We start from the raw sequence: 20,315 nt of genomic DNA on the forward strand, positions 1-20,315 counted from the left end.
GCCATCATGATGTAACTGCTGAGCAGCGCTTTACGCTCCTTGATGGCATTTTCCCTCGCCACCACCAGATCAGACTCCAGATCACTCTTGGAGACCATGTAGTTACTGAGATTGACCACCAGGGCCATCAACAGTACGGGGACTGCACCCAGTAACAGGATTTTCTGCTTTAGCGTCATCTTTCACATCCTTGCAGCTGTTTTTATTGGAATTCCTTGCTTACTCATCAGTATAGGTGCTGGCAGGGCGAGCCCAGCTTTCGTTACAATTCCCTTAAACAAATCGGCCAGAACGTGAAAATCATGAATCTTTGTCCTTGCGGCTCAACCCTTTCTCTCGAATTGTGCTGTGGCTCACGTCACAGTGGCGCTGTGGCTGACACCCCGGAGCAGCTGATGCGCTCGCGCTACAGCGCTTTTGTGCTCGGTCTGGGGGAGTATCTGGTCCATAGCTGGCACCCAGTCCACCTTGGCGGCCTCACCGCCGAAGAGCTCTCTCACATCGACACCCGCTGGGACGGTCTCGAGATCATCGCCAGCCAAGGCGGCCCGGAGGATGAAACCGGGATGGTGGAGTTCAAAGCCTGGTTTCTGGAGGGGGATGAGCGTCACTGCCTCCATGAGCGTTCCCGCTTCGTGCGTTATCAGGGGCGCTGGGTCTACACCGAGGGAGAGCAGGATCCGGCCCCCCTCAAGGCAGGACGCAACGATCCCTGCCCCTGTGGCAGCGGCAAAAAGCACAAGAAGTGCTGCGGCTGACCCATAGCACACCCACCAGACTCGTCAAACAGTGACAAGGGGCATCCGATGCCCCCTTTTGTGCCTGTTATTCGCCAGCAGCCCACAAACCGATGCGATAACAAGCGTGACAAATGTCACATAATGCTCATTAACGCGCGAGAAAATGAGCGTTTGCGAGCGCAAATTTGGCCCATATCAAACATTTCCACTCAGAAGTAGGCCACACTGGCTCATCTGGAAGAGATGAGACGGGCAACAATGAAAAGAATAACTACACAAGTCGTCATCATAGGCGGCGGTGCCACAGGGGCCGGCATCATGCGCGATTGCGCACTGCGCGGCATCGACTGCATCCTGCTCGAGCGCGATGATATCGCCGCCGGCACCACCGGCCGCAACCACGGCCTGCTTCACTCCGGTGCCCGCTACGCGGTGACGGATCAGGAGTCCGCCCGCGAATGCATCCAGGAAAACCGCATCCTCAAGCGGATCGCCAGCCACTGTGTCGAAGACACGGCGGCCTCTTCCTCACCCTGCCGGAAGATGACATCAATTTCCAAACCACCTTTATGGATGCCTGCGCCCTGGCCGGTATCGAAACCCGCCAGCTCGATCCCGGTGAAGCCCTGCGCATGGAGCCCAACGCCAACCCGGCGATGATCGGCGCCATCCATGTGCCGGATGGCACGGTCGACCCGTTCCGCCTCGCCGCCGCCAACGTGCTGGATGCGAAAGAGCATGGCGCCCGCATTTTCACCCACTGCAAGGTGCTGGGGCTACTGCGCACGCAAGATCGGGTACACGGGGTCAAGGCTATCAATACCCGCACCGGCGAAGCGTTCGAGGTGGAGTGTCAGGAGGTGATCAACGCCGCCGGCATCTGGGGCCAGCAAATTTGCGAATATGCCGATCTCGGCATCCGCATGTTCCCGGCCAAGGGCTCCCTGCTCATCATGGATTACCGCATCAACCAGCTGGTGCTCAACCGCGCCCGCAAACCGGCGGATGCGGACATTCTGGTGCCGGGCGATACCATCTCCCTCATCGGTACCACCTCGAGTCGCATCGATTACAACAAGATTGACCAGCTCACCGTCGAACCCGAAGAGGTCGAAGTGTTGCTGCGCGAAGGTATCAAGCTCGCCCCCATCATGGCCCGCACCCGTCTGCTGCGCGCCTACGCCGGGGTGCGCCCGCTGGTGGCGGTGGACGGTGACGACACCGGCCGCAATATCAGCCGCGGCATCGTGCTGCTCGATCACGCCGAGCGGGATGGTCTCAAGGGGTTCAACACCATCACCGGCGGCAAGCTGATGACCTACCGCCTGATGGCGGAGTGGGCCACCGATCTGCTGGCCAAGAAACTCGGTAACAGCAAGCCCTGCCAGACCGCCGAACTGAGCCTGCCCGGCTCGCGGGATCCGGAAAAGGTCTCCGCCCCAGGGCTCTCGGTGCCGGTCGAAGGCTCCGCCCAGTACCGCCACGGCGAGCGGGTCATCGCCTTCTTCCGTGACAATCCGAAAGCCAACGCCCTCATCTGCGAGTGCGAAATGGTCACCGCGGGCGAAATCGAATACGCCCTGCGCGAGCTGGATGTGGACAACCTCATCGACCTGCGCCGCCGCACCCGTCTGGGGATGGGGCCCTGTCAGGGGGAGCTGTGCGCCTACCGCGCCGCCGGTCTGATGCAGGAGTATGGCAAGGCTGACGGTCGTCAGGCCTGCGTCATGCTGCGCCAGTTCCTGGAGGAGCGTTACAAGGGAACCCGCCCCGTCCTGTGGGGCGATGCCCTGCGCGAGGCCGAGTTCACCTACTGGATCTACGAAGGGCTGTTTGGCTTGGGAGAATGGACGGCGCCGCAGCTGGTTGCCGATACCCCACGCGGCCCAACCAGCGAGACCACTCACAAGGAGAGCCGTCATGAAGTTTGACAATATCGTTATCGGCGGTGGCATGGCGGGACTCTCGGCTGCCCTGCGGCTGGTGGAAGCAGGCCAGAAGACCCTACTGATGGCCTCCGGCCAGAGTGCCCTGCACTTCTCCTCCGGCTCGGTCGATCTGCTCGAAAGCGAGGGAGATCCCCGCGCCGCCCTGCCCGCCTTTATGGCTGCCCATCCGGATCACCCCTACAGCAAAGTAGGAATGCAAAATATCGAAGCGAGTCTGGCCGATCTGCAGCGCCACTGCGCCGAGCAGGGATTGCCGCTGGTTCGCCACGACACCAATCACCAGCGCCTGACTCCTATCGGTACCCTCAAACGCACCTGGCTCTCCCCCGATACCTGTGCCTGCGTCACCGATGCGCCGATCCCGGACGTGCTGCTGCTGGCCACCCTCGAGGGCTTTCGTGACTTTCATCCGGCACTGGCGGCCGCCAATCTGGCGACCCATCCGCGCTTTGCCCACTGCCGCATTCTGACCGGCGAAATCCGCCTGCCCCAGCTGGCGGAATTCAGCCGCAATCCCCACGAGTTTCGCTCCGCCGACATCGCGCGCCTCTGTGACAAGCATCATCTGGTGGCCGATCTGGCCCGCGAGATCAGCCGCATGGTGCAGGAGAGCGGTGTACCCGGCTGCCGCCATATCGTGCTGCCCGCCTGCCTGTCTCTGGGGCTGGTTGGCCCGCGTCTGGCGGAGCTGGAGCAGCGTACCGGCTGCACCATCAAGGAGGTGGCCACCATGCCGCCATCACTGATCGGGATGCGGATGCAGGAGGCACTCAAGCGCCGCGTGATGGCCCTTGGTGGCACCTTCCTCACCAGCGAGCGGGTGCTGGGCGCCCGTTACGAAGGTGACCGGGTGGTCGGCGTACATACCCAGAATGGCGATGATCAACTGTTCGAGGCGGACAACTTCGTGCTTGCCTCCGGCAGCTTCTTCAGCCGTGGGCTGGAGTCCCGTCTGCGTGGCATTCGCGAGCCCATCTTCGATGCCGATGTGCTGAGTCTGGAGGAGCGTGACGCCTGGGCCGGTCGCCGCCTGTTCGATCACCACCCCTTCATGGGTTTCGGGGTCAAGACCGACGACAAGCTCAGAGTGCTGCGTGGCGGCAAGCCGCTCGCCAACCTCTATGGCGCAGGCAGTGTCTTGGCCCATTACGACCCAATTCGTGAAGGTTCCGGCTCCGGCGTTGCCGTTGCCACCGGCTGGCAGGCTGCCGGCCATATTCTGGGCGCGGCCCAATGATTACTACGTCCCATATCCCGTGTCTTCATCATCGCCGGGAGGAGAACTGACATGCTACTGGATCACGCCAACCAAACTTTCGATCAGTGCATCAAATGCACCGTCTGTACCGCCTACTGTCCGGTGGCCAAGGCCAACCCTGCCTACCCCGGCCCGAAACAGGCGGGCCCGGATGGCGAGCGGCTGCGGATCAAGAGCCCCGAGCTCTTTGACAGCGCCCTCAAGCACTGCACCAACTGCAAGCGCTGCGAAGTAGCCTGCCCGAGCGGGGTGCGCATCGGCGACATCATCGCCAAGGCCAAACACCAGTACAGCGGCTTCAAACCGGGGATCCGCGAGTTCGTGCTCTCTCACACCGATCTGATGGGCAGCATGTCTACCCTGATGGCCCCGGTGGTCAACTTCACCACCGGCCTCAAGCCGATGAAGCTGGTGCTGGACAAGGCGCTGGGGGTCTCATCCCACCGCGACCTGCCCAAATACTCCCAGGGCACCTTCCGCGGCTGGTACAAGAAGCAAAAAGAATCTCAGGCCCGCTTTGCGCGGCAGATCGCCTACTTCCACGGCTGCTACGTCAACTACAACCACCCGCAGCTTGGCAAGGAGCTGGTACAGGTGCTCAACGCCATGAACATCGGCGTGCAGTTGCTGGAGCGGGAGAAGTGCTGCGGCGTGCCGCTGATTGCCAACGGCTTCATGGACAAGGCCAAGCAACAGGCGGCCTTCAACATCAAGCAGATGGAGAACTCCCTGCTGGGCAACGAGATGCCGCTGCTGGCCACCTCCTCCACCTGCGGCTTCACCCTGCGCGATGAATACCCCCACCTGCTGGAGCAGGACAACCACAAGGTGCGGGATCGCATCTCGCTGGTGACCCGCTTCCTGTGGAACGAGTTCTACAAGGGCAACAAACCGGCGATGAAGCCGCTCAATCTGCACATCGCCTACCACACCCCCTGCCACATGGAAAAAATGGGGGGCGTCATCTACACCCTCGAATTGCTGCGCGCCATTCCCGGAGTCAAGGTGACGGTGCTGGAGTCCCAGTGCTGCGGCATCGCCGGCACCTACGGCTTCAAGTCCGAAAACTACCAGACCAGCCAGACCATCGGCGAGGGGCTGTTTGATCAAATCAACCGCCTCTCCCCCGATCTGGTGATCACCGACTGCGAAACCTGCAAATGGCAGATCGAGATGAGCACCAGCTTCCGCTGTGAACATCCGATCCACCTGTTGGCACAGGCGTTGGCCTGACTACTCCGGCCCTTGCGGCCGCATAAAAACAATCCACGCAGAGATAAACAAAGAGCCGGCAATTGCCGGCTCTTCTTTTTTACGCTTCACACACGCTATCAGGGGTGCTGGATGATCAGGCTATGTTGATCTTCCAGCATGCTCTGCAGGATATCGTGGGACGAGGTGCTGGTGAGATTCCAGCTACTCAAATCCACATCCTTCAGGGTGATCTGCTGGGTCACATGACCATCCCCGGCTGGCGCCACCGAGAGATTCACATCGCTTAGGCCATTGCTCCCCGTGGTCACCGAGGCAGAGAGATGCTTGAGCAGATCATCGACACCATTGCCAGTGACCCCTTGCAGCATATCAGCCAGATCGATCTTGTCCCCCTGTTCCGGATGGAAGTCGGTGATGGTATCGATGGCGGGCTGCCCCTGACTCCCCTCATCCCCGTGCTGCCAGACGAAGAGATCGCTGCCAGCCCCGCCGGTGAGAATGTCGTTGCCATGGCCCCCCAGCAGACGGTCATCGCCTGAGGAGCCAAACAGCCAATCCCCCTGATCGGAACCGACCAGCTCATGACCACTCTGGCCGTGCACCGTGATGGTCTCAAGGGGCGTGCTGACGGTTGAGCCGCCGACACTCGACTCGGCACTGATCCCCAGCACATGGTCACCGTCACCAAAACCGCTGAAGTAGAGCGGAACCGAGTGATCGGCCGGGATCAACCAGTCGCCATTGCTATCGGCATGACCGACACTCTGACCATGCTCATCCTGCACTTGTGCCCCATCCAGGCCGCTGATGCGGATGGAGAGTTCACCGGTGGCCGGATTGACCACGCTGGCATTGATGCCAAGGGGGATAACGGCCCCCTGCAAGGCATGGAACGCATGCTGATCCACCGTCAGACCCGGCATATCCGGCTCGGGCGTGACAGTGATGGTCACCTGATCGGTGTCGCTCAGCGGGCCACCCGCACCAGTGTTGCCCTGATCGGAGGTAGTGACGGTAAGGGTATCCTCTCCCCAGAAATCTTTGGCCGGTTCATAGTGCAGGTTGCTTGCCAGCAACTGGTTGAGATCAGCCAGCGACCCCACCAGGGTGATCTCGCTGGTACCCGCCCCCTGCACCATCACGGCACCGGTTGCACCCAGCAAGGTCAGCACACCATGCTCGACCCGCAGCACCATGGAGACAGGCGCACTGCCTGCATCCACATCCTTCACGCTGACGCCAGAGAGCGACAGAGAGCCATCCTCTTTGACCGTCATGCTGCCAGGCAGCTGATTGACCGGCGCATCGTTGACCGGCTGCACCTCGATGGGCAGCACATCGGTATCGCTGAGTGCCCCGCCACTACCCGTGTTCCCCTGATCGTTGGTGACCATGGTCAGGGCGTCATTGCCGTAGAAATCACTGTTGCCCTGATAGGTGACCCCACCAGAGAGCAAGGCATTGAGATCGGCCAGCGTGCCGGTCAGCACCAGCGAACCGGTGCCGTTGCCGACTACCGTCACGCCGCTGCCAGCAGGCAGCGTCAGGGTGCCATGTTCCACCGACAGGGTGATCTTGATGGGGCTGTTGCCCGCATCCACATCTTTCACCTGCAAACCGTGGATGACAAAAGGCTGATCTTCCTGCGCGACCTGAGGGGTCGTTGGCAATACGTTGATTGGCGCATCGTTGACCGGGCTTACATCCACATGGATGGTGCCATTGACCTCGGGGCCAAGGGCGCCGTTGTCGAGGCTCTGGGCGGTGATCTTGAGATCCAGTGCACCGTTGGCATCATTGGTCACCAGCTCGACTGCACCCAGCTTGCCGCCCTCGGTGGTGACCTGCCAGCGACCGCCACCCAGATCAACAACCGTCCCCGCCACGCCATTTGGCAATCGGATCTCGGCACCGTCAGGCACCCCTTCGATGGTGACCCGCACCTGCTCCGGTTTATTCTCATGCACATTACCCGCATTGCCGCCGGTTGGTTGGTTATCCCGGGTCTCCAGCCCCAGATCCAGCGTGATCACATCCCCTTCGGTACCGCTCGCCTGGCCCTGAATGTCGGCGATAAGGGCATCCCCCACCGGATTGACGGTTACGGTAAAGCTGCCACTGGTTTCGAGCGGAATGGTGAGCCCCTTGTCCAAGGTAAAGGCGCTCAGCGACAGCTCCACGGTGCCGCTAAAATCAGCTGGCGGGATCAGGGTCAGCGTGGAGAAATCAGTCCCCACCGGGATCTGCCAGACGCCGCCACCATTGTTGACCGCCGGAGCCGACAGGGTGAAGCCATCCGGTACCCCCTTTATCTGCAGCGCGACGATCTGCTCCGAGCCATCATTGTCGATAAGGGTTGCGCCAAATCCGGCAAGGTTGACCGTGCCATCTTCGCTCCCCGTGACACTGTGCATCGAGAGCTGGGCCGGATCGTTGACCGGTCTCACCTCAAAGCCGACCTGCCCGATCCAACTGCCGCTGTCGGTCACCTGCTGGCCACCGACCAGCGCGGTATCGACGATATCGACCTTGATGTCGAGCGGTACCTGACCGCTGAAGTGCTCTTTGGGCACAAACACCAAGTCCTTGAGGGCAACCACGTCGTTGACCACCAGGGTGTTGACCGGCTTGCTGCTGCCATCGAGGAAGTAGCCATATTTGGCATCCACCGTGATGGTGACCCGCTCCACGGTTTCGAGGCCACCATTGGCGATGGAGGGGCTAATATCGGCCAGTTTCACCGAGAGATCGAGGTGGATCTCGCTATCTTCCAGATTGTCCGGCTGTCCGTCCTGGTTGGTATCCAGCACGGTCAAAGTCAGTTCCGGGTGCTCGCCACGGCCACCATTCACATCGACCACGGGGGCCACATCGACCTGTACCGTCGTGCTGTCGACCTTGATATCGCCACTGGCAGTATCCGTGTTGACCACCTTCACCTCGATATTGAGCGAGCCGGCAAAGTCTTGCGGCAAGCCGAGGGTCAACCCTTCCAGGCCCGCCAGTGACGGCGGCACCTTGATGACGTACTCACCGGTCGAGATGTTGTACTCGGCGCCGCTGATGGTGACGCCCGCCGGCAGCCCCTTGAGGACAATGGTCACCTCGTCGCTCCCCTGGTCGGCGGCGCCGATATGGATCACGCCTTTGAGCTGCTGACCAAAATCAACCCGGATATCCTCCTTGCCCACCAGCACGGCGTTGTCGTCGATATCGACAGTCGCCGCCGGCGTCTTGGGCGTCACTGGCTTGTTTTCAAATTCGGCACTGGTTTCCAGGCTCACTTTGACATGGGCACTGGCATCGCCATCATCGCCCCTGTCGATCACCATGGCATCGATGCGGATCGGTTCGACCTTGCCGACAAACCCGTCCGGCGCATGCAGCTTGAAGCTGCCGAGGTTGCCCGCCGGCACGATCCAGCTGCCGTTACCGTTGTTGATACCGCCAACCACCACGAACTGATCGCCTGCACCACCGTTCAACACCGGCAGATTGATCACTAGATAGTCGATCTCCTCCACGCTCGAGGGATCGAGGTCGGTAAAGACGAAGCGTCCAGTCAGGTCTATATCAGCACCGCTCTGCCCCACGAGAGATCCACCGCTCTGGGTCAGCACGCCATCGGGCTCCACCACGGCCTGGATATCGACATGCAGATTGCCATCGATCACCTTCTCGGCCACCGCGCCCGAATCCACATCATGCTGGGTCACGGTGACGTGGCTCTGGATAGTGGTATCCCGATCGCTATCCTCCGGCGCCTTCACCAGCAGTTGCCCCCCGTTGAGCAGGCTGTCGAGCTGGGTGGCGGTCAGGGTAACCTTGCCACTGACCACGGTCAGCTGGCTCTCGACACTGCCGACTCGCAGCCAGATCTGGTAGCCATCCTCCACCCCGGAGAGACTCAGCGCCGTGACTTTCTCGGCGCCGTCAGTAAGGGTCGGATGCCAGTCCAGCACGGTGAACTGATCTTCCAGGCCATGGCTGGTCTTGCTGTAATCGGTGGCGTCAATCTCGGGTTCAACCTTGATATGCAGCGGCACATCGAAGCTCTTGTGATCACCATCGTTCTCGGTCACCACCACCTTGGCGATCAGGTTCAAATCCGCCGTGCTGTTGTGGGGCGGCTGTATAAGCAGGTTGCCAAGATCCGATACATTGACCTGATAGGTCGGTTTGCCGCTGGCATCGAGCCCGGCAAAGGTAAGGGTCAGCTCCTTGCCGCTGGCATCAAAGACCCTAGCACCTTCCGGCAGCCCTTGCAGCACCACGTTGAGGCTCTCGGAGGTGTCGTGCGGGGTATCGACCCACTCGCCCGAGGTGAGGGTAAAGTTGAGCGGTGCCCGTCCATCCTCACCCACTGTGGTGGCATAACCTGTCCCTTCGGCCTCCCAGCCGGTATTACCAAGCTCGAAATGGGGCTGATCCACCACCCCCACCAGATCCACATGAAGGGTCTGGGAGCCGGTCTCCTTCTCGTTCACCACGGTATGGGTCTGGCCGTTGGCATCGGTCAAGGTCGCCGTGTCTTTCACCACCCCCTTGATGGTCAGGTCGAAATCGACGTTGCTGTTTTTCGGCGGTTGCAGCTTGAGTTCGCCAATCCGATCAAAAGGAACCTCATAGTAACCGGCTATGTTCTGTGCAACGGCGGAACCACCCAGCAACAAGGTTGCACCGTCAGGCAGGCCACTGATGCGGACAAACATCTGCTCGGAGCCATCGAGTTTGTCACCCAGATGAGCAAGGGCAATCTTGCTGCCCAGATCGAGCAGGGTGTCTTCCTTGCCCTGAATGTCACGCACGGTGAGCTTGGCGTCATCGGCCACCGGATTGACGTTGATCACCAGATCAATTTTGTCTCCCTGCGCCGTACCCTGACCCTGAGCGATCGGGTTCTTCTCGGTGCTGATCGGCGTCACCGACAGCTTGATGTCACCACTGAAATCCTTGCCCGGAACAACAGTCACCTTGTTGATGTTGCCTGCCGAAACGGTGTAGATGCCATTGCTATTTGGCTTGAGCTCGACACCGTTGAGCATCAGGGTTCCCTTGCCCGCTTCCAGCTTGATCTGATAGGTCAACGTCTCGGAGCTGTCGGTGTCAGTCAGGCTCGCCTTGACGTCCAGCTTGATACCCGTGCTGTCTTCATTGGTGTCATAGTGGCGAGTGGTGTTGGCTGTGTCCCACATCGGCTTGTCGGCCACGCCGCGCACTGTCACAGCCAGATCGCCCGTTACAGCCGCAGGAGCTGCCCCTTCGGTGACACCGACCTGCAGTTGCACCTGGAAGTGCAGCGGCTGACCGCCATTGCTCCAGCTCGACCAGTTGCTTGAAGGCACAAAGGTCACCCCCTGAGTGGTGTAGTGAACATTATCACTGGTCACCATGGCCGCTGGCGGCACGATAAACCACTTGCCATCAGCCGTGGTGGTGAGGGCAACGCCGTTGTAATAGAAGGTGCCATGGGCATTGGTGGGCGCCTGAATCAGGAGCTGGTCCACATGCTCACCGCGATCGAAATCGCCAATATAGAGCTGCATGTTGATAGGGATACCCAGCCTCGGGTCTTGCGCCCCCTGATCTTCGTTACCAATGGCTGCGCTAACGATAAAGCGCACCGCTTCATCCTGCAGATTGAGGGTCAGTGTGCTGTCTGCACGATCGCCATCGCCATCGACCAGATGGGCTGTCACCACCTGACTGAGCTGACTTGCGTCGTGATTGAAACCGGCCGCAGGATTGAAGGAGTAGGAGCCATCGGCAGAAATGGTCAGGGTTCCCATCACCTGCTTGCCATCGGGGCTCATCACATCTTGTATCAAAGAGCCATTGATGGCGTACGTCTGGCCATTGATGGTAATCGACTCGACACGGGCACCATCCGCACCTTCATTGGCGGTAGGCAGCAGATCGCCGGTCACGGTACTGCTCCCCTCGCTCAGGGTATGAGCCAGCACAGTGCCGATAGGCATGTCATCTTGTACCGTCACGGTCACGCTGACGTTCGGACTGCGATCGCCATCATGATCGGTGACAAACAGCGGCACTTCGATGGTCAACTCATCCTTGCCCTGTGCACCGTGATCAAGCTGGCCTACCAGATGGACGCTGTAACTGCCGTTAACATCGAGGTGGACCCAGAAAACGGGCTTGCCCCCCTCGGCAGTAGCCAGATACCAGCCGGTGCTGTGTGCAGCCAGCGTAACCGCTTTGCCACCCGACGTGAGGTGATTGGCCTGATTGAATGCAGCCACATCCAGCTCAAGGGAGGCAACCCGATCCGAACCGGCTGTGATGGTCACCTTGCCACTATCGGTTTCTCCACGCCCTGCAGGCGTGGTCCCCGGATGCTGACCGTTCACAGCATCGAGATCAGACTCCTCGACCCGAACCGGCTCAATGGCGGATATGATCGGGTTGATGCCATCAGTCACCGTGACAGTGGCGGTGCCCTGATTTTTGCTGCCATCGCTGTCGGTGACTTCGACCGGCAGATTCAGCTCAAGCTTGTTGTCTGCCCCGTGATCCAGGTTGGTATGCACCGTTACCTGATAACCGATCTCTGCGCTGGTGTGAGCGGCGATGGTGGCAGGGACGGTGGGGATGGAGACCGTCATCACTACCAGACCACCACTGGTCACCGCCTGGAAGGTGTGACCATCCGAGCCAACCGCTTTCCAGGTCAGGGTTTCGCCGTTATGGGTGATGGCCTTGCCACTGGCATCCATGACCTGACCGGAGAGGGTCAGTCGCACATCAGTCACCGGATCCGAGTCAGCCTTGATGGTGATCTTGCCGCTCGTCTGCTGGTCATCCACGGCCGAGTTGGCGCCATCGAAGCGCCCTTCATTGAGGGTTACATCGGTCAGGGTGAGGGTTGGTTTCTCCCCTTCCCCAATCTGGATATTGAGGGTGCCGCTGGTGCTGTCGTTGTTGCCGCCCGCCTTGTCGTAGTCGTTGACGATCACCTTGATGGGCAGCTCGGTCACGGCGTTTCCGCCCTGATGAAGCCCCTGATAGAGGGTCACCTTATAGTCAAATCCGTTTTTGCCCGCCTGATCGAGGCTGCCAACCAGCTTGACCTCGAACACCTCGAACCGCTGGCCATCCACCATCACATAACCCTTGAGCAGCTGGCTACCTGGGATAGAGCTATTGTCATCAACCAGCTCGTACTGCACCGGTTTACCCAATGCGGTCAGCGCAGGTTGTTCGTTGGCATCGGCAAACGCCACCTCGACCACCCGATCCGACCCGGCTTGCACATCGAAGTGACCGGTTTGGCTCAGGCTGTTGCTGCCGGTGAGGTCCCCCTCATCCAGGGACACGCCTTTGCCCGGAATAAAGCTCGGTGCCTTGCCATCCACGATGGTGAGCGGCAGCGTGGTACCGATGCGATCGCCATCCTGGTCGGCCAGGGTGACAGCAAGCGGCAGATTGAGGGATTCACTCCCCTTGTGATCCAGCTCGCAGCTCAGGGTGACCTTGGCGGTGACGCTCCAGTTGCCATTGTTATCGACCAGGCTCAGCTCGGCGCGCAGCACCACCTGGCCACCGGCGGTTCCGACCAGCTGGCCATTGGCATCAAGGGAAAAGGTGATCGGGTTGCCATGACTGGTCAATCCGGTCAAGGTGCTCTGGATAGCGGCGATATCAAAACCGAGGGATGCCAGATCAAGGGCATCGCTGCCGTGCGCGACCGAGAAACTCATGGTGCTGACGGCAGCCGTCTCCCCTTGCGCCATCTCGGTGATGGTGGTGCCGGTCACGGCGGAAATGGTCGGATTGGCACCATCCCCCACCTCAACCGTAATGGTGGAGAAGACCTTGTCACCATCGCTGTCGAGCAGGGTAAAGCCCGCCTTGAGCAGGCTGTCGGCACTGCCCTGATCCAGCGGTTGATGGAGGGTAAAGCTGTATTTGCCATCGTTACCGAGGGTCAGCTCAAACACCAGCTTGCCATCTGGGGTACGTCCCTCGATACGATGATCGGCCACCGCGATGGTCACGGCCTGCTTGCCCGAGGTGAACCCTTGCAGCCCCGGCTGATTGGCATCGAAAGTGATGCTGGCCAGCGGATCGCTGCCCGCCGTGATAGTCAGATCACCGTCAAGGGTCTGGCCTTGCTGCCAGTTGCTATCTTCGGTGAGCGTGAGGGAGACAGGATTAACCTGCGGCAAGGCGCCATCGGTAATGGTGATATTGAGGGTACCGAGATTGCTCTTGTCGCCGTCAAAATCTGAGCCCTGTACCTTCAGGCCAAGGTTGAGGCTGTTGGTCGCTTCCGGCTCGTCAAACACCCCGGTCAGGGAGACGCTGTATTTGCCATCCAGCCCGATGGTAACAGTGAGGATTGTCTTGCCCTGCCAATCCTTGACGATCAGCTGGTTGTCCTGAACCTCGTAAGTCGTCGCCTTGCCCTGGCTGGTGAGCCCCGCCAGCGCCGGTTGGCTCGCCTCAAAGTCGAGAGAAACCAGACGATCGCTCCCCACCGTCACCGGCAGCTGACCATTGATGCTCTGGTTGCCCCCCTCTTGCAGGGCGACGCCTTTATCGAGACCGAGCACAGGATCTGCACTATCACTCACCGTGATGGTAGCGGTGCCCTGATTTTTGCTGCCGTCGCTGTCGGTGACTTCGACCGGCAGATTCAGTTCCAGCTTGTTGTCTGCCCCGTGATCCAGGTTGGTATGCACCGTCACCTGATAACCGATCTCTGCGCTGGTGTGAGAAGCGATGGTGACAGGGACGGTGGGGATGGAGACCGTCATCACTACCAGACCACCACTGGTCACCGCCTGGAAGGTGTGACCATCGGTGCCAACCGCTTTCCAGGTCAGGGTTTCGCCGTTATGGGTGATGGGCTTGCCGCTGGCATCCATAACCTGACCGGAGAGGGTCAGTCGCACATCGGTCACCGGATCCGAGTCAGCTTTGATGGTGATCTTGCCGCTCGCCTGCTGGTCATCCACCGCCGAGTTGGCACCATCGAAACGCCCTTCGCTGAGGGTTACACCTGTCAGAGTGAGGGTCGGTTTATCCCCTTCCCCAATCTGGATATTGAGGGTGCCGCTGGTGCTATCGTTGTTGCCGCCCGCCTTGTCGTAGTCGTTGACGATCACCTTGATGGGCAGCTCGGTCACGGCGTTGGCGCCCTGATGGGTCCCCTGATAGAGGGTCACCTGATAGTCAAAACCGTTCTTGCCCGCCTGATCCAGCGTGCCAACCAGCCGCACCTCAAACACCTCGACGCGCTGGCCATCGACCACCACATAGCCCTTGAGCAGCTGACTACCCGGGATGGCGGGATCCCCATCAAGCAGCTCGTATTTGACGGTTTGGCCGAGGGCTGTGAGCGCCGGTTGCTGGCTGCCATCGGCAAACGCCACCTCCACCACCCGATCCGACCCTGCCTGCACGTCGAAGTGACCGGTTTGACTCAGACTGTTGCTGCCGGTGAGGTCCCCTTCATCCAGAGACACGCCTTTGCCCGGGATAAAGCTCGGCGCCTTGCCATCCGCGATGGTGAGCGGCAGCGTGGTACCGATGCGATCGCCATCCTTGTCGGCCAGGGTGACCGCCAACGGCAGGTTGAGGGATTCGCTCCCCTTGTGATCCAGCTCACCCGTGAGGGTCACCTTGGCGTTCACACTCCAGTTGCCATTGTTATCGACCAAGCTCAGCTCGGCGCGCAGGATCTCGCGACCATCTGTCGTGGTGCCAACCAGCTGGCCGTTGGCGTCGAGGGAGAAACTGATCGGGCTGCCATGGCTGGTGAGCCCAGTCAGGGTGCTCTGGATGGTGGCGATATCAAAACCGAGAGATGCAGGATCAAGGGCATCGCTGCCGTGGGTCACCGTGAAACTCATGTTGCTGACCGCAGCCGCCTCCCCTTGCGCCATCTCGGTGATGGCGGTGCCGCTGACGGCGGAGATGGTCGGGTTGGCGCCATCACCTACCGCCACGGTGATAGTGGAGGAGACCTTGTCGCCATCGCTGTCGAGCAGGGTAAAGCCCGCCTTGAGCAGGCTGTCGGCACTGCCCTGATCCAGCGGTTGATGGAGGGTAAAGCTGTATTTGCCATCGTTGCCAAAGGTCAGCTCAAACACCAATTTGCCATCTGGGGTACGTCCCTCGATACGATGATCGGCCACCGCGATCGTCACAGCCTGCTTGCCCGAGGTGAACCCTTGCAGTCCTGGCTGGTTGGCATCGAAGGTGATGCTGGCCAGCGGATCGCTGCCCGCGGTGATGGTCAAATCACCGTTAAGGGTCTGCTCCTGCTGCCAGTTGCTATCTTCCGTGAGCGTCAGGGAGACAGGATCGACCTGCGGCAAGGCACCATCGGTAATGGTGATATTGAGGGTGCCGAGGTTGCTCTTGTCGCCGTCAAAATCGGTGCCCTGTACCTTCAGGCCAAGGTTGAGGCTGTTGGTCGCTTCCGGCTCGTCAAACACGCCGGTCAGGGAGACGCTGTACTTGCCATCCAGCCCGATGGTGACGGTGAGGATCGCCTTGCCCTGCCAATCCTTGAGGGTCAGCTGGTTACCCTGCACCTCATAACTGGTGGGATGCCCCTGGCTGGTGAGCCCAGCGAGCGCTGGTTGGCTCGCCTCAAAGTTGAGGGAGACCAGACGATCGCTGCCCACCGTCACCGGCAGTTGACCATCGATGCGCTGGTTGCCCCCTTCCTGCAGCGAAACGCCTTTGTCGAGACCAAGCGAAGGATCACTGCCGTCGTTGATGGTCAGAGTCAGGTCGGCGCTGGTGGTGTCGCCATCGATCTCTTTGGCACTCACCTGCAACCCCAGCGAGAGGCTGTCGCTACCCTGATGATCGAGCGGGCCGGTAAGGGTGACCACCACCCGCCCAGCCAGATCGCTGCCCTGCTGCTGCGCATTCAATTCGGCGCGCAGCACCTCCACCCGTTGGCCACTGCCATCTAGGTAGTAACCCACCAAGGTGCGATCATCGGCAAATTCAAAGGTCAGCGGATGACCATCGCTGGCAAGACCCGAGCCGTTGAGGGTAGTCAGGGTACTGTTCTGATTACTGAACACCAGCGAATCCACCAACAAAGGATCGACACCGTGTTTGACTACAAAACGGCTCTCACCCACTACGGCAGCACCGTTAATAAAGGCATCTTCGGTCAGGGTAATGGGCGGGAGATCAACGTCAAAGTTGGGCGGATTGCTGTCCACCAGATTGATCACCAGCGGCGCCTTCACCAGATCGCCGTCGCTGTCGCGATATTCGAGGTTGAACGGCAGGCGCAACACGTCCTGACCGTGATCCAGGCTTTGACTCCAGACGATGCGGTAACTTCCGTCATTGTTGAGGGTCAGGGTGAAGACAGTCGCCCCACCAGCACTGGCGGTCAGGGTCTGACCGTTGATGGTGTAGCCAAGGGGCGCGCCATGGCTGACGAGCCCCAGCCCTTCCAAGGCACTCTGATCAGCGGCGAACTGGACTTGCAGATTGCCATCCTGGCCAGCACCGGTATTTAGACTGCCGATCGCGGTGATCGGGCCATCGGCCAATCCGGCTTCGGAGAGCGTCAGGGTTTCGCTCTGACCAATCAGCGGTGCCCCATCGCTGGCGCTGTTGCCCGCCAGATCGGTGACACTGGCACGCACTTCAAAGGATTGATTGATACCGGAGAGATCAAGACCTGATACCTGCCAGCGGCCATCGGCCCCCACCTGTGCCGAGGTGGTCAACAGCGGCTGGCCATTGCTGTCAACAAGTGTGATGGTGACACTCTGACCCGCTTCCACATTGCTGGTGGAACCGCTCAGGGTGGTGCTGCTGTTGCCAAACAGGGCAGTGGTATCGAGATCATCGATGTCGATAGATGCCTGAGTATCGACATTGATAACGAGGGTATCGCTGGCGCGGTTGCCGGCAATATCCACGGAATTGACCTGAAACTGGTACTGGCCATCGGCCAGGGTCTGCGGCAGCTGATATTGCCAGTTACCGGCGGCATCCACCGTCAGGACGGTGAGCACGCTACCGCCAAGGCTCAGGGTCACGGTGGCGCCGGGCTCCCCCTTCCCTTGCAGCAGCGGGGTATTGTCGCGGGTCAGATCATCGGTCTGACTGGCGCCGGTGTCGCTCTCATCGGCGAGATCGAGGGTAATGGTGGTGATGGTATCGAGCAGAGTCTGTCCGGTATCGCTGGCGTTGTTGCCCGCCTGATCCTGGGTATTGGCCACAATCTGCAACGGGCCATCCACCAGCTTGCCGGTCACATCGCCAAAATTGGCTTCCCACACCAGGCCGGGCAGCACCACTGTCGTCACCGTCAGTGAATTTCCCGTCTGATCGATAAGGGTCACAGTGACTGGCTGGCCTACCTCCACATCATCCACCACACCACGAATGATGACGCCAGCCGCTTCATCGGCGTTGATAATGTTGTCGCTGGTTTGGGGCTCGGTGATGATGATGGCGGCAAAGAAATCGCGCTCTTCGGAAAACAGCAGCTCATCGCCCACAGGTTGCACCGTATGGTCGGTATCAAAACCGGCCTCGGCCAGGGTGGCGTCATTGGTACGATCGACCACCACAAATCCACCCGAGCTGGAACCGGCTACACCACCGATATTGCCCGCAGCGGCTGCGTTACCGGCGGCGGTCTCCTGGAACAATTCGGTCGGGTCAATACCCTGACGGATCGCCTCTTGCAATGAGGCCAGTTCCGGATCGGCCGGTTGCCCATCAGCAGCAGGCGTGACGGGCTCAGGTTTGGCGGCCGTTTCTTGCACGCCAGCAGGATCACTGCCCGGCTCGGCTAGCTGAAAATTGCTCCCTTGAACGGATTGCAGGCGATCCCCCGGCTGCAGCGCCATCCCCACCTTTGCTCGCATGACAGATCCATCTGCACTGATGACAAACACGGAGCCCTCGAGTTGGGTGATCACCGTGGACTTTTCAATTTGCAACTCTGCCATACAACCTCCAGCAAAACCTTAACCACCAACATCAGTACCTACAGGGTACTTGTCTGTTCAATAATCATACCGCACCAGACTAAGTGGGTCTTTTCGCTATTTTCGACAATGATTGCCATAAAATGGCCATAACTTACAAGATTGTGCATCTAACAGGCCTTTTTAAATGAAATGAGATTTGGATGACCCCAATTGCATCACCTTTATTAACAGGTCTATCAGACTCCATGTGACCATTTCTGTCGTTTGACGATAAATCCACTGCAGCTTCAATAAATGGATCATAATCCGAAGGTCGAAAGCTCACAGCACGACACCGAGAATTTGCATATTCAGTCAATTATCAGCATAAGTCATTGCCAGAATCTGTGAACAATAGGACAGCAATCCAGCTCAGCTGGCAAAATTGCCAGTACGTAACTGTATCGATCAAACGCCTGCCATCTAATGCTCTGCAGTTAACAAGAAGTTGAGTTTCCATAAAATTTAATCCAGATCTCATTTCAGCGATCAATCCTGTGCACCAATTGATCTGGCACAACTCTCCCTCCGATAAATCATCATTAAATTTACCTATTTGTTAGGGTAACCCTCGAGCAATCATATATTGCGCGGTTTTATTCACCCGCAAGCGAATGTCTGCCCACCCCGCCCGACGGGGAGAAGATCCACACCAAGATGGAACGGGTCAGACGAGACCAAAACATTTATCTGGGAGTGATAAACGTGGGTTCACAACACAGGCATATCAATCTGGGCCTCGCCGCCCTGCTGCTGACCAGCTGGCTTGGCGCCAGCGGCTGGGCACAGGCTGATGACGCAACCACCAAGGGCAAGATAGAGGCGCGCAGCGAGCTGTTCGCCAAGGATCACGCCGATCAGTTCACCAGCTGGAAAGGTACCAGCGAGAGCCGCGAGCGCACCGACGCCTTGGCGGAAGATCCCCAGATGGTGGTGCTCTGGGCCGGCTACCCCTTCTCCAAGGATTACAACAAGCCGCGCGGCCACTTCTATGCGCTGACCGACGTGCGGGAAACCCTGCGCACCGGCGCCCCCAAGACTGCCGAAGACGGTCCGCTGCCCATGGCCTGCTGGAGCTGCAAAGGCCCGGACGTGGCCCGCGTCATCGACGAGAAGGGTGAGGATGGCTACTTCAAGGGGATGTGGGCAAAAGGCGGACCGGAAATCGTCAACACCATCGGCTGCGCCGACTGCCACGACACCGCCTCGAAAGAGTTCAAGGAGGGGAAACCCGCCCTGCACCTCTCCCGTCCCTATGCCGACCGGGCCATGACCGCCATCGGCAAGCCATTCAAGGAGCAGGGGCGCTTCGATCAGCAGTCTCAGGTGTGCGGCCAGTGCCACGTGGAGTACTACTTCAGCGGCCCCACCAAGGCGGTGAAATTCCCCTGGGACAAGGGCACCACAGTGGAGCAGATGGAGCAGTATTACGATGAAATAGGCTTTGCCGACTGGACCCATGCCCTCTCCAAGACCCCCATGCTCAAAGCCCAGCACCCCGAGTACGAGACCTGGCGCGCCGGCATTCACGGCCAGAACAACGTCGCCTGCGTCGACTGCCACATGCCCAAGGTGCAGAACGAGCAAGGCAAGGTCTACACCGACCACAAGGTAGGCAACCCCTTCGATCGCTTCGACCAGACCTGCCGCAACTGCCACACCCAGAGCAAGGAGATGCTGCAAGGGGTGGTCAAGCAGCGCAAGGACGCCGTCACCGAGATCAAGCTCAAAGTCGAGAAGCAGCTGGTGCACGCCCACTTTGAAGCCAAGGCCGCCTGGGATGCCGGCGCCACCGAGGCCGAGATGAAGGACATTCTGCAGGACATCCGTCACGCCCAATGGCGCTGGGACTTCTCCATCGCCTCCCACGGGGTGCAGATGCACGCCCCGGAAGTGGCGCTGCGCATGCTGGGAACCGCCCTGGACAAAGCCGCCGACGCCCGCACCAAGCTGGCACGCCTGCTGGCCGCCAAGGGGATCAGCCACGAGATCGCCATTCCTGACATCTCCAGCAAGGAGAAGGCCCAGGCCGCTCTTGGCATGGACATGAAGCAGATGAACGCGGACAAGGCCCAGTTCCTCAAGACCACAGTGCCCGCCTGGGAAGCCGAGGCCAAAGCGGCCGGACGACTGGCGCAGTAATGGAGCGGGCGGGCACTGCGGTGCC

5 protein-coding genes and 2 pseudogenes are annotated in these 20,315 nt (G+C 59.8%); 5 read left to right on the top strand and 2 right to left on the bottom strand.

Features of this window, described 5'->3' with window-relative positions; genetic code table 11:
* A pseudogene (locus tag ACTG2T_RS21785) lies at positions 1 to 179 on the bottom strand (methyl-accepting chemotaxis protein); the annotation flags it as partial.
* 123 nt (positions 180 to 302) lie between these two features.
* On the opposite strand from ACTG2T_RS21785, the gene ACTG2T_RS21790 reads away from it, so the two are divergent.
* From ACTG2T_RS21790 to glpC, 4 genes and pseudogenes are all read left to right on the top strand, one after another.
* The gene (locus tag ACTG2T_RS21790) at positions 303 to 758 is read left to right on the top strand and encodes a YchJ family protein (protein WP_330124379.1); all 456 of its coding nucleotides are present in this window, start codon (positions 303 to 305) and stop codon (positions 756 to 758) included.
* Positions 759 to 998: 240 nt separating this feature from the next.
* Positions 999 to 2,671: pseudogene (glpA, locus tag ACTG2T_RS21795) on the top strand (anaerobic glycerol-3-phosphate dehydrogenase subunit A).
* On the top strand, positions 2,661 to 3,926 hold the full coding sequence (gene glpB / locus ACTG2T_RS21800) for a glycerol-3-phosphate dehydrogenase subunit GlpB (protein ID WP_330124380.1): 1,266 nt from the start codon (positions 2,661 to 2,663) through the stop codon (positions 3,924 to 3,926). Before glpA ends, glpB begins: the two are co-directional and overlap by 11 nt.
* A 51-nt stretch (positions 3,927 to 3,977) precedes the next feature.
* Positions 3,978 to 5,180, top strand: a complete 1,203-nt coding sequence (glpC, locus tag ACTG2T_RS21805) for an anaerobic glycerol-3-phosphate dehydrogenase subunit GlpC (protein ID WP_075115084.1) — start codon at positions 3,978 to 3,980, stop codon at positions 5,178 to 5,180.
* A 98-nt stretch (positions 5,181 to 5,278) separates the two neighbouring features.
* Here glpC and ACTG2T_RS21810 read toward each other — a convergent pair whose 3' ends face one another.
* On the bottom strand, positions 5,279 to 18,127 hold the full coding sequence (locus tag ACTG2T_RS21810; protein ID WP_330124381.1) for a retention module-containing protein: 12,849 nt from the start codon (positions 18,125 to 18,127) through the stop codon (positions 5,279 to 5,281).
* Between the two features lie 726 nt (positions 18,128 to 18,853).
* Here ACTG2T_RS21810 and nrfA point away from each other — a divergent pair.
* Positions 18,854 to 20,290, top strand: coding sequence for an ammonia-forming nitrite reductase cytochrome c552 subunit (gene nrfA / locus ACTG2T_RS21815; RefSeq protein ID WP_330124382.1), 1,437 nt, complete (start codon positions 18,854 to 18,856; stop codon positions 20,288 to 20,290).
* Positions 20,291 to 20,315: the final 25 nt, after the last annotated feature.

It is taken from the genome of Aeromonas sp. 75A (genome assembly GCF_051919425.1).
GTDB lineage: Bacteria > Pseudomonadota > Gammaproteobacteria > Enterobacterales > Aeromonadaceae > Aeromonas > Aeromonas veronii.

Coding starts and splice junctions, on each gene's coding strand:
- ACTG2T_RS21790 (WP_330124379.1), top strand. CDS start 303: ATGAATCTTTGTCCTTGCGGCTCAACCCTTTCTCTCGAATTGTGCTGT.
- glpB (WP_330124380.1), top strand. CDS start 2,661: ATGAAGTTTGACAATATCGTTATCGGCGGTGGCATGGCGGGACTCTCG.
- ACTG2T_RS21810 (WP_330124381.1), bottom strand. CDS start 18,127: ATGGCAGAGTTGCAAATTGAAAAGTCCACGGTGATCACCCAACTCGAG.
- glpC (WP_075115084.1), top strand. CDS start 3,978: ATGCTACTGGATCACGCCAACCAAACTTTCGATCAGTGCATCAAATGC.